Below are 12,598 nucleotides of genomic sequence, written 5' to 3'. Positions count from 1 at the left end.
GAGTCGACATGACCGACAAGAACTTCGACAACGCCGGCTCCGACGCGGGTCGCGGCGACGACGAGGTTCGGCCGAACGAGGAGGGTGCGGAGGCTCAGGCCTCCGCCCCCACCCCGTCGGAACCGGAGCTCACGATCGACGACATCCTCGGAGCCGAACAGAACGTGGATGCGGCGGCGGAGGACGCGGCGCTGAACGACCACGAGTCCGCCCTGCTGGGCGACCTCAAGCGTCTGCAGGCCGAGTACGCGAACTACCGGCGTCGCACGGAAGACCAGCGCGAAGTCGAGATCGAGCGCGCCAAGGGCTCGGTCGCGAAGAACCTGCTGCCCGTGCTTGATGACCTCGACCGCGCGGCCAAGCACGGCGACCTGGTCGATGGCACCCCGTTCGCGGCGATCGCGGAGAAGATGCGGAGCATCGCGGAGCGCGTGGGTCTGTCGACCTACGGTGCGGTGGGCGACGTGTTCGACCCGCAGCAGCACGAGGCGATCTTCCAGCAGCCGACCCCCGGTGCGACCGAGACGACCGTCCTCGACGTCGTCGAGGTCGGTTACCGCCTCGGATCGATCGAACTTCGTCCCGCGAAGGTCGTCGTTGCCGTTCCGGCGGACTAGGAGGCGCGTGTGGCAAGTCAGGATTGGTTCGATAAGGACTTCTACGCGACGCTCGGCGTCTCGAAGGACGTCGCCGACGCCGATCTGAAGAAGACCTACCGCAAACTCGCCCGCAAGTATCACCCCGACTCCAATCAGGGCGATGCGACGGCCGAGGCCAAGTTCAAAGAGGTCAGCGAGGCGTACGCCGTGCTGAGCGACAAGGAACAGCGCGAGGAGTACGACCAGATCCGCGCGATGGGCTCCGGTGCCCGCTTCACGGCGGGCGGCCAGGGCGCCGGCGGGTTCGAGGACGTGTTCTCGCGGTTCGGTCAGGGCGGTGCCCGAAGCGGTACCCGCTTCGACGCACCCGAGGGCTTCGACGACTTCTTCACGATGTTCAACCAGGGCTCCGGCGGCTTCGGCTCCGGGCGCTTCGGGCAGACCACCGGCGGTTACCGCGGGGCGGGCGGCCCCACCCGGGGCGCCGACGTCACGGCGCGTACCACCCTCGATTTCGTGACCGCCGCGGGCGGCGAGACGATCTCGCTCCAGGGCGAGGACGGCAAGCCCTTCAAGGTGAAGATCCCCGCGGGCGTCGCGGACGGGCAGAAGATCCGTCTGCGCGGACGCGGGCGGCCTTCACCCGACGGCGGTGAGAACGGCGACATCGTCGTGCAGATCTCGGTGCGTCCGCATCCGGTGTTCGTCCGCGATGGGCTGAACCTCCGGCTGACCGTGCCCATCACGTTCACCGAGGCCGTGCTCGGCGCGACGATCGAGGTTCCGGCGCTCGGCGGTGAGACCGTGAAGCTGCGGGTTGCTCCCGGCACGCCGTCCGGACGCGTCCTTCGCGTCAAGGGCCGTGGCATCCAGACGCCGAAGGGCACCGGCGACCTGCTCGCCGAGGTCCAGGTCGTCGTGCCCACCCACCTCGACGACGCCGCCCGCGCGGCGCTCGAGCGGTTCCAGGAACTCGAGCCCAAAGAGAACCCCCGGGCCGACATGATGAGTCGCGCCCGCAACTGACCGAGCGCAGGAGGTGATGCACATGGATGATGAGATCGACGCCGAGACTCCTGTCTTCGCCATCGCGACGGCCGCCGACCTGGCCGGCATGCATCCGCAGACCCTCCGCCAGTACGACCGCCTCGGACTCGTCGTACCCAACCGCACGAAGGGCGGCTCGCGCCGCTATTCGGTGCGGCACGTCGAGCAGCTGCGCGAAGTCTCCCGGCTCTCCGCCGACGGCATGAGCCTGCCCGCGATCGCGCGGATCATCGAGCTCGAGAACCAGGTGCGCGAACTCCACCAGCGCGTGGTCGGACTCGAGTCCCGGATGCGGGAAGAGCTCGCCAAGCGCCCCGGTGCGCGCGTGTTCGCCGCCGGGGCCACCGGCTCGGTCGTCACGATCCGCTCGGGCACGCGCGTGCGCCGGGCGACCGACGTGGTCGTGTGGCGCCCGCGGCGCGAGCTGCCGCCGAGCGGAGACTGACGCCGGCTCCCTAGAGTGCTGCCATGAGCGAGCAGCACGCGCCAGACCGCCCGCACCGCGGGCACGGCGACGAGTCCGAAGAATCACACCGGCGTGGCGGCGATCCGCGCGGGGAGACCGCCGCGACCCGCCGCTGGGAGAAGGCCACCTTCTGGCCCCTCACGGCCGCCGCGCTCGCCTTCATCGTCGCGCAGACCGTGCACGTGCTCGCTCAGGTCACCGACGGTCTCGCCGCCGTGACCGGAACGATCGTGGGCGTGACATGGGCGCTGTTCATCGCCGACTACCTCGCGCGCCTCGCGATGTCGCGCCCCCGCGGGCGCTGGTTCCGCGCGCATCTGTTCGACCTCGCTGTTGCGGCGCTGCCCGTGCTTCGACCGGTTCGACTGCTGGGTGCGCTGACCCGGATCCCCGCGTTCACCCGGACGGCCGCCGGTTCGCTCCGCAGCCGGTTGCTCGTCTACGGCTTCGGTGCTGCACTGCTGCTGATCTGGACGGCCTCGGTCACGGTCCTCGGTTTCGAGCGGGCGGCGCCGGGCGGCACCATCCGTTCCTTCGGCGACGCCGTCTGGTGGGCCTTCTGCACGGTGACGACGGTCGGCTACGGCGACTTCGTGCCGGTGACGGTGCCCGGTCGGATCATCGCGGTCGGCCTGATGTTCGGCGGTGTGGTTCTGGTGGGGCTCATCGTCGCGACGTTCTCGTCGTGGGTGATGGAACGCGCAACGCGTACGCACATCGAGCAGCGACCGGCGACGCGCGGAGACATCCAGCGGCTCGAGGCGGAGCTGCGCGGCGACCGCCCCGACCCGCCGGTCGACTGACCTGACGCCGTCTCCTCCCGGGGGTGGATGCGGATGTCGGAGGGTGGGCCTAATCTGGCCCTGCGCAGGAATCTCCTGCCTGACGAACCCGGAGTCGACGTGCTCGGCAAGCTGCTCATCCGCTACCTCTCGACCTACCGCTGGCTGCTGCTCGCGGTGCTGGTCTTCCAGTTCGCGTCGGCGATGGCCTCGCTCTATCTGCCGCGCCTGAACGCCGACATCATCGACCGCGGCGTCGCCCAGGGCGATACCGCCTTCATCTGGTCGCAGGGCACGATCATGCTCGTGATCTCGCTCGGCCAGATCACGGCATCCATCATCGCGACGTACTTCGCCGCGCGGGCCGCCATGTCGGCCGGCCGCGACATCCGCCGCGACGTCTTCGAGAAGGTCAGCGGGTTCTCCGAGCGCGAGGTGTCGCAGTTCGGGCCGGGTTCGCTCATCACCCGCAACACGAACGACGTGCAGCAGGTGCAGATGCTGGCGATGATGGGCGCGACGATGCTCGTCACCGCGCCGCTTCTCGCGATCGGCGGCATCGTCATGGCGCTCCAGCAAGACGTCGGCCTCAGCTGGCTGATCGGTGTCGCCGTCCCCGCGCTGCTGCTCATCGCGGGCCTCGTCATCAGCCGGATGGTGCCGCTGTTCCGGCAGTTCCAGAAGAAGCTCGATGCGGTGAACCGCATCATGCGCGAACAGCTCACCGGTGTGCGTGTCGTGCGCGCGTTCGTCCGTGAAGACATCGAAGAAGAACGCTTCCGCGGGGCGAACACCGAGATCATGGTGGTCGGCCGCAAGGTCGGGTCGCTGTTCGTGCTGCTCTTCCCGCTCGCCATGCTCGTGCTCAACGTCACCGTGGTCGGCGTGATCTGGTTCGGCGGCATCCAGGTCGACGCGGGTCAGGTCGAGATCGGTACCCTCTTCGCGTTCATGCAGTACGTCGGTCAGATCCTCATGGGGGTGCTGATGGCCAGCTTCATGACGATCATGATCCCGCGCGCCGCGGTCTCCGCCGAACGCATCGGCGAAGTGCTCGCCTCCGAATCGACCCTCGTGCGCCCCGAGCACCCGGTGAGCGACTTCCCGGCACCGGGCGAGCTCGTCTTCGACGGCGTCGAATTCACCTACCCCGGGGCCGAATCCCCGGTCCTGCACGGCATCGACTTCCGCGTCGCGCCCGGCGAAACGCTCGCCATCGTCGGCTCGACCGGTTCGGGCAAGACCACGCTCGTCTCGCTCATCCCGCGCCTGTTCGACGTCACCGGCGGCTCCGTGCAGGTCGGCGGGGTCGACGTTCGCGAGGCCGACCTCGATGCGCTGTGGAGCGGCATCGGTCTCGTGCCGCAGCGACCGTTCCTGTTCACCGGCACGATCGCCTCCAACCTGCGCTTCGGGCGCGAGGAGGCGACCGACGACGAGCTGTGGGAAGCGCTCGAGATCGCGCAAGGACGTGACTTCGTCGAAGAGATGGAGGGCGGTCTCGACGCGCGCATCGCGCAGGGCGGCACGAACGTCTCGGGCGGCCAGCGGCAACGCCTGGCCATCGCGCGGGCCATCGTCCACCGCCCCCGGGTTCTGGTCTTCGACGACTCCTTCTCGGCGCTCGATCTGCGCACCGACGCCAATCTGCGTCAGGCGCTCTGGCAGGCGCTTCCCGACGTGACGAAGGTCGTGGTCGCTCAGCGCATCTCGACGGTCACCGGAGCCGACCGCATCCTGGTGCTCGACGGCGGCCGCACCGTCGGGCTCGGCACCCACGACGAGCTCCTCGCGACGAGCGAGACGTACCGCGAGATCGTCGACTCGCAGCTGGGAGTCGAAGCATGAGCGCCCCCGACACGATCACCGAAGAGGAGCGTCTCGAGCTCGAACTCGCCGAACAGGCGCGGCAGGCATCGGGCGACTGGGACTCGGTCGCCCCCGGAAAGGCCGCGAACTTCGGTGCATCCTTCGGCCGTCTGATCGGGCTCCTGCGGCCGCACGCCATCGCGTTCGTCTTCGTCTCGGTACTCGGGGCGCTCGGCGTCGTGCTGGCCGTCATCGCCCCGCGCGTGCTGGGCGATGCGACGAACATCATCTTCGAGGGCGTGGTCTCGGCCTCCCTCGGCGGGCAGTTCCCCGTGGGCACTCCGCAGGCCGACGTCGTCGCCGCCCTGCAGTCGGCCGGTCAGAACGACCTCGCCAACATGGTCTCGGCGATGCCGAACTTCTCCGTCGGCACCGGCGTCGACTTCGATCGCCTCCGGATGGTGACGATGGCGGCACTCGCGATCTACATCGCGTCGGCCTTCCTCACCTGGATCCAGGGCTACGTCATCAACATCATCATGGTGCGCACCATGTGGCGGCTGCGCGAGTCGGTCGAGGCGAAGATCAACCGCCTTCCGCTGTCGTACTTCGACCGGGTGCAGCGCGGTGAACTCATCTCGCGGGTGACGAACGACATCGACAACATCACCCAGACGATGCAGCAGTCGCTCTCGACCGTGGTCACCTCTGTGCTGACGGTCGTCGGCGTGCTCGTGATGATGTTCTCGATCTCCTGGCAGCTCGCGATCGTCGCACTCATCTCCCTCCCGCTCATGGCCGTGATCTTCGGCGTCATCGGGCCGCGCTCGCAGAAGGCGTTCGGTACGCAGTGGCGCAAGGTCGGGCGGCTGAACGCGCGGGTCGAGGAATCGTTCTCCGGCCACGCGCTGATGAAGGTCTACGGCCGCGAAGCCGACTCCCGCGCGAAGTTCGAGGCCGAGAACGAAGAGCTCTTCCAGGCGAGCTTCCGAGCCCAGTTCCTGTCGGGCATCATCATGCCGGGCATGATGTTCATCGGAAACCTGACGTACGTCGGCATCGCCGTCCTCGGCGGCCTCATGGTCGCCGGCGGTCAGCTGCGCCTCGGTGACGTGCAGGCGTTCATCCAGTACTCGCAGCAGTTCACGCAGCCGCTGTCGGAGCTCGGCGGCATGGCCGCGGTGATCCAGTCGGGCACGGCCTCCGCCGAGCGGGTCTTCGAGCTGCTCGACGCCGAAGAGCAGGAGCCGGATGCGGATGACGCCCCGCGCCCCCGCGGCGGGGCCGGCGTCATCGAGTTCGATCACGTGCGCTTCGCCTACGCGCCCGATCATCCCCTCATCACCGACCTGTCGTTCCGCGTGGAACCCGGGCAGACGGTCGCGATCGTCGGGCCGACGGGCGCCGGCAAGACGACGCTCGTGAACCTCATCATGCGGTTCTACGAACTCGACGGCGGCAGCATTCTGCTCGACGGGCAAGACATCGCCGAGTTCTCCCGCGACGACGTCCGCTCCCGCACCGGCATGGTGCTGCAGGACCCGTGGCTGTTCGCCGGCACCATCCGCGAGAACATCCGGTACGGCCGTGCGTCGGCGACCGACGAGGAGATCGCCGATGCCGCGGTCGCGACACGGGTCGATCGGTTCGTGCGCTCCCTGCCCGACGGCTACGACACGGTGCTCGACGAAGATGCCTCGAACGTCTCCGCGGGCGAGAAGCAGCTCATCACGATCGCGCGCGCGTTCGTCGCACAACCCAGCGTGCTGATCCTCGACGAGGCGACGTCGTCGGTCGACACCCGCACCGAACTGCTGTTGCAGCACGCGATGGCCGCGCTCCGCGAGGGGCGCACATCGTTCGTCATCGCGCATCGGCTTTCGACCATCCGCGACGCCGACCTCATCCTCGTGATGGAGCACGGCGACATCGTCGAGAAGGGCACGCACGAAGAACTCATTGCCGCCGAGGGTGCCTACTGGCGTCTGTACCGCTCGCAGTTCGAGCAGGCCGTCGCCGATGGGAGCGAGGCGGATGCCGCGCAGCCCGGCACGGCGGCCGATACGACGCCGCGGGAACAGGCCGGGGGAGGCGTGCTGCCCGGCGGGCCGGTCGCTCCCGGTGCGCCGGTCGCGCCGGGAGGCTCGGCGGCGCCCGGCGGCCCCGCGGTGAACACGACCGACGCGTCGACCTCGGGCTGAAAGGGATTCGTGCCGGGGTGCTCGGGTCGGGTGTACCGGCTCGCTCCTCCGGCAGGAACCGGCCCGCTCAGGCCGGGGGTTCTTCGGCGGACCCCTGGGAAACTGGGCGGCAACGCCCTACTCTGACGGGCATGTGCCGGAACATCGTGCCCCTTCACAACTTCGAACCTCCCGCCACCGACCAGGAATGTCGTGACGCGGCACTCCAGTTCGTTCGCAAGGTGGCCGGAATGAACAAGCCGTCGCAGGCGAATCAGGCGACCTTCGACGCGGCCGTCGACCAGATCACGCGCGCGACCCGGGACCTGATCGACGGACTCGTCTCGCCCGTGGCTCCGAAGAACCGTGACCAAGAGGCGGCGAAAAGGCAGGCCCGATCGGCGGAACGGTACGAGGCCATCCGGGTCTACCAGCAGGAGAAGCGCGCCGCGCGCGCCGCATCCTGACGCGGTCCCTGCGACGGACGGTCAGCGCGAACGCGGCGGGCCGATGCGCCCGGCCACGAACGGCAGCGCCGGCGCACGATAGACGAGCTCCGGCGGATCCGCCGGAGCGAGAGCGACCTCGGCCTGGCCGAAGCGCCACATCCGGTTGAAGAGGTACACCCCGATCACCACCGTCTGATCCGACGGGAACTGCCATGTGCCGCGGCCCCACTGCGCCGGCTGTCCGCGGCCCCCAACGACGAGGGTCGGGCGGATCCCCGCCCAGAGCGCGAACCACGGCCGGTGCAGGGTGATCTCGACGCGGCGCGTCCGACAGCCGTCGGCGCTCACACGTCGACCCGTTGTGCGGTCGTAGCCGCGCACCGCGGCGCCCGCATTCGTCGGAAGAGCATGCTCGACCGTAACGCGCCCCGCGCGGTTCGGACGCGCGCGACCGGGCGCGGCTACGCTGTGCCGTGTCGCCGATCGAAGGAACAGCCGTGTCCGACTCCGCCCCGCATCCCGCCGCGCCGCACATCCCCGAAGAAGGGGAGCCGACCATCCCCGAGCTCGAGGAGGACGAGACCATTCCGCCGCGGCCCGAGGAGGAGATCGCCGACGCCCTCCGCGCCGAGCCCGACGTCGAGGACCACAGCGCGACCCGCGACTGACGCGCCCCGCGCTCAGGCGGGATCGATCCGCAGCACCTGCGCGCCCTCGCCGAGAGGCAGGTCGTCGACGATCCGGAGCGTCCGCGCGAGCGCGTCCACCTCGCCGAGCACGGTGCCGAATCGCTCCCGGTCTCCCGAGACCGCGCTGAGCGTGACGAGGTGCGTGCCGGTGTCCCAGGTGTAGCTGACGAACGGGGGCGTCTGCGGGTTCGGTGGCAGGTCCATCAGCAGCCGCTCACCCGCCCCGAGATGCGGGTTCCGGAAGGTCTCGGTGTCGTCGTACTCGATCGGCATCATCGCGCGCGCCGTGCGCAGCTGCGGCGTGAGCTCCTGCACCTGCGCGAGCACGACGACAAGCTCGGGGTCGGCCTTCCACATCCACGCCCGCACCCGACCGGCCGCCCGGCGCATGAGAAACGGTGTCGCCTGGCTCATCAGCCACGCGGCCACACCGCCCCCGCCGCGAGCCGCGCCGGAGCCCGCCGCGCCGGCCCCCGCTGCGCCGGCACCCACCTGGCCGCTCATCGCACCGCTCGCCTGAGTCAGCAGCATCCGGATCGCCGTCTTGCGGTGACGGCGCCCGCGAAAGCCCAGCGATTCGGTCACGGGTTCCCAGCGATCGGCGGATGCGTCGGCCTGCAGTCTCAGCATGGCTCCAGGGTAGGGGCGGATGCTGTGCTGCCGCCCCGCGGGGTGGCAGCCGGGCGGGCCGAGGCCCTCGGGTACATTGGAAGGGCATGTGCAGACCCCCGCACGCTACTCGGAGATTGGCAGCCACCACCCCGTGACTACCCCCTCGACCCCCGACCTTCCCGTTTCGGACGCGAGCTTCCGCCCGCTGACCATCGTGATCGGCTGCGACACGTTCGCTCCCGACGTGAACGGTGCGGCTCGCTTCGCCGAGCGCCTGGCCGCCGGCCTCGCCGCGCGCGGCCACGACGTCCACGTCGTCGCGCCCGCGCAGAAGTACCGGCGCTTCCCCCCGGCCACCGAGCTCATCGAGGGCGTGCCGGTCACGGTGCACCGCATCCCGGCCGTCCGCTGGCCCCCGCACGACTGGCTGCGGTTCGTGTGGCCCTGGCGGTCCAAGCACTACGCCCGCAAGGTGCTCGACAGCGTCCTGCCCGACGTCGTCCACATCCAGTCGCACATCGTCATCGGGCGCGGTCTGGCTCGCGAGGCGAAGAAGCGCGGCATCCCGGTCGTGGCCACCAACCACGTGATGGCCGAGAACATCCTCGACTTCACCACGCTGCCGCCGGTGCTCGACAAGCTGATGCTGAAGCTCGCCTGGGACGACGCCTCGCGCACGTTCCACATCGCGCGCGCCGTGACGACGCCGACCCGTCGTGCGGCCGAGTTCCTCGAGACCACGATCGACATCGACGGCGTCATTCCGATCAGCTGCGGCATCGACGCCTCGGGGTATACGCCGTCGCTGGGGCAGCGCGACGTGAACCGCATCCTCTTCGTCGGTCGCCTGACAACCGAGAAGCACATCGATACCCTGCTGCACGCGGTCGCCAAGCTCGACCCCGCGCTTCAGGTCACGGTCGACATCGTGGGCGGCGGCGACCAGCGGAAGTCGCTCGACGCGCTCACCCAGCAGCTCGGCCTCACCGACCGCGTCACGTTCCACGGCCGTGTCGAGGAAGAAGACCTGCGCAGCCTGTACTCGCGGGCGTCCGTGTTCGCGATGCCGTCGATCGCGGAGCTGCAGTCGATCGCGACCATGGAGGCGATGGCGTCGGGGCTGCCGGTGGTCGCGGCCGACGCGCTCGCGCTGCCCCACCTCGTGCACGACGGCGAGAACGGGTGGCTGTTCCGCCCGCAGGACGCCGACGACCTCGCCGCGAAGCTCACCCGCGTTCTCACCGCCTCGCCGGAGGAGTACAGCGCGCTGCAGCAGGGTTCGCTGGCGGGCGTCGAGATCCACGACATCGACCGCACACTCGACACGTTCGAGAAGCTCTACCGGGGCGAGCCGGTCGCACCGTGACCGCAGCGGCGCCGGTGCGGCTGTTCTTCGACGCGCGCTACATCCGCACGGATTTTCACGACGGCATCAGTCGCTACTCGGCGGAGCTCGCCGAGGCGGTCCAGGATGCGGCGTCGGCGTCGGGCGTCGAGGTGACCTTCCTCGTGTCGGAGCCGGGGCAGATCGACTTGCTGCCGAGCGGTGCGACGACCCTCGGCATCCATCGCCCGACGTCGTGGCGGGAGCCCTTCACCGCGCGCATGCTGAACCGGTTCGCGCCCGATGTCGTGTTCTCGCCGATGCAGACCATCGGCACGATGGGGCGACGATTCCGCCTCATCCTGACGCTGCACGACACGATCTACTACCGCCACCGCACACCGCCCCGAAACCTCCCGGCGGCGGTGCGGGTCGGATGGCGACTCTTCCACCTGAGCTACGTTCCGCAGCGCGTCACGCTGAACGCGGCCGACATCGTGGCGACGGTGAGTGAGACCAGCAAGCGGCAGTTCGCGGCGGTGCGGCTCACGAAGCGCCCGGTCGTGGTCGTGCCGAACGCCCCGCAGCGCCTCGCGGACCTGCTGCCCGCCGATGCCGAAGAGCCCGGCGGTGCCCCCTGGAACATCGTGTACATGGGGTCGTTCATGGGCTACAAGAACGTCGAGACGCTCGTGCGCGCGATGGGCCTGCTTCCCGGGCGCACGCTGCATCTGCTCAGTCGCATCACCCCGGAGCGGCGTCGCGAGCTGGCGGGTCTCACGCCGGCCGGTGCCCAGGTCGTGTTCCACAACGGGGTGTCGGATGCGGAGTACGCCGCGCTTCTCGCCGACCACGCGGTGCTCGCGAGCACGAGCCTCGACGAGGGCTACGGGCTGCCGCTCGCCGAGGCGCTCGCTCTCGGGGTGCCGGTCGTGGCGAGCGACCTCGACATCTTCCACGAGGTGGCCGGGCCCGGCGCCCGTTACGTCGATCCGCAGGATCCCGCCGCGGTGGCGGATGCGGTGCGAGCGCTCGACGACGACGCCGAGCGGTGCCGGGTGATCGATGCGGGCGCCGCGCACATCGCCCGGTTCACCTGGGCGACTTCGGCGCAGACGCTGCTCGACGCGGTCCGCGAGCTCGCCCGCCGCGCCTGACCGCCGCGTGCGCCGCGTCCTCGGTCGGGATGCTGGTGAGCGCGGGCTCGACGCTCGGCGCCTCCGTTGGGGCGCTGCGCGGTGCGGCTTCGGCCGGGAGTGAGTGGCCCTCGGCCGGGAGCGGAGTGCCCGTCGGTGTGTTCGCGCGAACGGCAGCTTCCTCATCCGCGTCGATCTGAGCGGCGGTGCGGCGTCCTTCGACGGCGCGGGCGGGAAGACGCGACCGGTCGGTGCGGACGGGGCGGTACCCGTCTCGCGCGACGGCCACGACGGTCGCGGCGACAGCGGCGACGGAGACGAGGAGGACGACGGTGAGGAGGAAAGTGGACATGGCAGTAAACCTACGGATGGTGGAATCTCGCCACGAGTGGCAGGATGGACAGCGGTCGCGTTCTTTCTGCCAAAGCGCGTCCGCATCCGCCCCTCTTCGATCGGAGTAGACGTGAAGACCGTTGCCGTCATCGTCCAGCCTGGCTTCTCGCCCTTCGAGTTCGGTCTCGCCTGCGAGGCGTTCGGCCTCGACCGCACCGATGACGGCATCGAGATGTTCGACTTCCGCGTCTGCGCGATCACGCCCGGGGCGATCGAATCGAATATGCGGTTCTCGATCAACGTCGAGAACGACCTGACCTTCGCCGACGAGGCCGATCTCGTGGTCGTCACTCCGGTGCCCCGGGCGACGTGGGGCACGCTCGACGAGCGGATCGCCGGCGTGCTGCAGCGTGCCGTGGCGCGCAACGCATGGGTGCTGAGCGTCTGCAGCGGGTCCTTCGTGCTGGGCGAATCCGGCATCCTGAACGGCCGCCGCGCGACGACGCACTGGAAGTACGCGGCGCGGATGGCGCAGATGTACCCGAAGATCGAGATCGATCCCGACGTGCTCTACGTGCAGGACGGCAAGATCATCACGAGTGCCGGCACCGCCGCGGGCCTCGACGCGTGCCTCCACCTGCTCCGGCAGGAGCTCGGTGCGGAGGTCACCAACACCATCGCCCGGCGCATGGTCGTGGCGCCGCAGCGGGACGGCGGGCAAGCCCAGTTCGTCGATCGGCCGATTCCCGCGACCCTGTCGCTGTCGCTCGCGCCGGTCACCGAGTGGATGCTGGAGAATCTGCGCTTCGATCTGACGGTCGAACAGCTCGCGGCGAAGGCGCACATGTCTCCGCGGACGTTCGCGCGCCGGTTCAAGGCGGACCTCGGCGCGACGCCCGCCGCGTGGCTCGGGCGCCAGCGGGTGCTGCACGCGCAGCGCATGCTCGAGCAGACCGACCTCGGACTCGACCGGATCGCCTACGAGTGCGGCTTCGGCTCTGCCGCGGTGATGCGGCAGAACTTTGCCCGCACGCTCGCGATCACCCCCACGGCCTACCGTGCGCGGTTCGCCTGCGTCGACGACACGAACCACCGGGACGAGGCTCCGAGCGAGCATCGCGACGACGAGGTGATGACCGCATCCGTCGCCTGACGCCTCTCACGAGTCCGAC

The 12,598-nt window shown here is 69.7% G+C and carries 14 protein-coding genes; 11 read left to right on the top strand and 3 right to left on the bottom strand.

Annotation, left to right across the window (positions count from 1 at the left end; translation table 11 throughout):
- The first annotated feature begins 8 nt into the window (after positions 1 to 8).
- The 7 genes from LQ938_RS14665 to LQ938_RS14635 all read left to right on the top strand — a co-directional run bounded on the left by LQ938_RS14665 (position 9) and on the right by LQ938_RS14635 (position 7,350).
- Positions 9 to 617 (top strand): nucleotide exchange factor GrpE, encoded by a 609-nt coding sequence (locus tag LQ938_RS14665; RefSeq protein ID WP_223723256.1) that lies wholly within the window; start codon positions 9 to 11, stop codon positions 615 to 617.
- Positions 618 to 626: 9 nt separating this feature from the next.
- Positions 627 to 1,625 carry a DnaJ C-terminal domain-containing protein gene (locus LQ938_RS14660; RefSeq protein WP_223723255.1) on the top strand — a complete coding sequence of 333 codons (999 nt, stop codon included), beginning with the start codon at positions 627 to 629 and terminating at the stop codon, positions 1,623 to 1,625.
- A 16-nt stretch (positions 1,626 to 1,641) separates the two neighbouring features.
- The gene (locus LQ938_RS14655; protein ID WP_269216550.1) at positions 1,642 to 2,091 is read left to right on the top strand and encodes a heat shock protein transcriptional repressor HspR; all 450 of its coding nucleotides are present in this window, start codon (positions 1,642 to 1,644) and stop codon (positions 2,089 to 2,091) included.
- Between the two features lie 23 nt (positions 2,092 to 2,114).
- Positions 2,115 to 2,915 (top strand): potassium channel family protein, encoded by an 801-nt coding sequence (locus LQ938_RS14650; RefSeq protein WP_223723253.1) that lies wholly within the window; start codon positions 2,115 to 2,117, stop codon positions 2,913 to 2,915.
- A 99-nt stretch (positions 2,916 to 3,014) separates the two neighbouring features.
- The gene (locus tag LQ938_RS14645) at positions 3,015 to 4,742 is read left to right on the top strand and encodes an ABC transporter ATP-binding protein (protein WP_223723325.1); all 1,728 of its coding nucleotides are present in this window, start codon (positions 3,015 to 3,017) and stop codon (positions 4,740 to 4,742) included.
- A complete protein-coding gene (locus tag LQ938_RS14640; protein WP_223723252.1) occupies positions 4,739 to 6,904 on the top strand; it encodes an ABC transporter ATP-binding protein in 2,166 nt (721 codons plus the stop codon). Before LQ938_RS14645 ends, LQ938_RS14640 begins: the two co-directional genes overlap by 4 nt.
- A 131-nt stretch (positions 6,905 to 7,035) precedes the next feature.
- On the top strand, positions 7,036 to 7,350 hold the full coding sequence (locus LQ938_RS14635; protein ID WP_223723251.1) for a DUF2277 domain-containing protein: 315 nt from the start codon (positions 7,036 to 7,038) through the stop codon (positions 7,348 to 7,350).
- Between the two features lie 21 nt (positions 7,351 to 7,371).
- On the opposite strand, the gene LQ938_RS14630 is transcribed toward LQ938_RS14635, so the two are convergent.
- Positions 7,372 to 7,680 (bottom strand): hypothetical protein, encoded by a 309-nt coding sequence (locus LQ938_RS14630; RefSeq protein ID WP_223723250.1) that lies wholly within the window; start codon positions 7,678 to 7,680, stop codon positions 7,372 to 7,374.
- A 149-nt stretch (positions 7,681 to 7,829) separates the two neighbouring features.
- Here LQ938_RS14630 and LQ938_RS14625 point away from each other — a divergent pair, with 149 nt between their 5' ends.
- Positions 7,830 to 8,000, top strand: a complete 171-nt coding sequence (locus tag LQ938_RS14625; protein ID WP_223723249.1) for a hypothetical protein — start codon at positions 7,830 to 7,832, stop codon at positions 7,998 to 8,000.
- Positions 8,001 to 8,012: 12 nt separating this feature from the next.
- Here LQ938_RS14625 and LQ938_RS14620 read toward each other — a convergent pair whose 3' ends face one another.
- Positions 8,013 to 8,651, bottom strand: a complete 639-nt coding sequence (locus tag LQ938_RS14620) for a hypothetical protein (protein WP_223723248.1) — start codon at positions 8,649 to 8,651, stop codon at positions 8,013 to 8,015.
- Between the two features lie 133 nt (positions 8,652 to 8,784).
- On the opposite strand from LQ938_RS14620, the gene LQ938_RS14615 reads away from it, so the two are divergent.
- Both LQ938_RS14615 and LQ938_RS14610 read left to right on the top strand, forming a co-directional pair.
- A complete protein-coding gene (locus tag LQ938_RS14615; protein ID WP_223723247.1) occupies positions 8,785 to 9,999 on the top strand; it encodes a glycosyltransferase in 1,215 nt (404 codons plus the stop codon).
- A gap of 14 nt (positions 10,000 to 10,013) precedes the next feature.
- On the top strand, positions 10,014 to 11,114 hold the full coding sequence (locus LQ938_RS14610; RefSeq protein WP_223723324.1) for a glycosyltransferase family 4 protein: 1,101 nt from the start codon (positions 10,014 to 10,016) through the stop codon (positions 11,112 to 11,114).
- On the opposite strand, the gene LQ938_RS14605 is transcribed toward LQ938_RS14610, so the two are convergent.
- On the bottom strand, positions 11,050 to 11,445 hold the full coding sequence (locus tag LQ938_RS14605) for a hypothetical protein (RefSeq protein ID WP_223723246.1): 396 nt from the start codon (positions 11,443 to 11,445) through the stop codon (positions 11,050 to 11,052). The two genes, LQ938_RS14610 and LQ938_RS14605, sit on opposite strands and share 65 nt — an antisense overlap.
- A gap of 111 nt (positions 11,446 to 11,556) precedes the next feature.
- Here LQ938_RS14605 and LQ938_RS14600 point away from each other — a divergent pair, with 111 nt between their 5' ends.
- The gene (locus tag LQ938_RS14600; RefSeq protein WP_223723245.1) at positions 11,557 to 12,579 is read left to right on the top strand and encodes a GlxA family transcriptional regulator; all 1,023 of its coding nucleotides are present in this window, start codon (positions 11,557 to 11,559) and stop codon (positions 12,577 to 12,579) included.
- The last annotated feature ends 19 nt before the right edge of the window (positions 12,580 to 12,598 follow it).

Source organism: Microbacterium sp. cx-55 (assembly GCF_021117345.1).
Classification (GTDB): domain Bacteria; phylum Actinomycetota; class Actinomycetes; order Actinomycetales; family Microbacteriaceae; genus Microbacterium.
The sequence above is the reverse complement of the archived record's forward strand: the minus strand, read 5'-3'. Positions and strand labels throughout refer to the sequence as shown.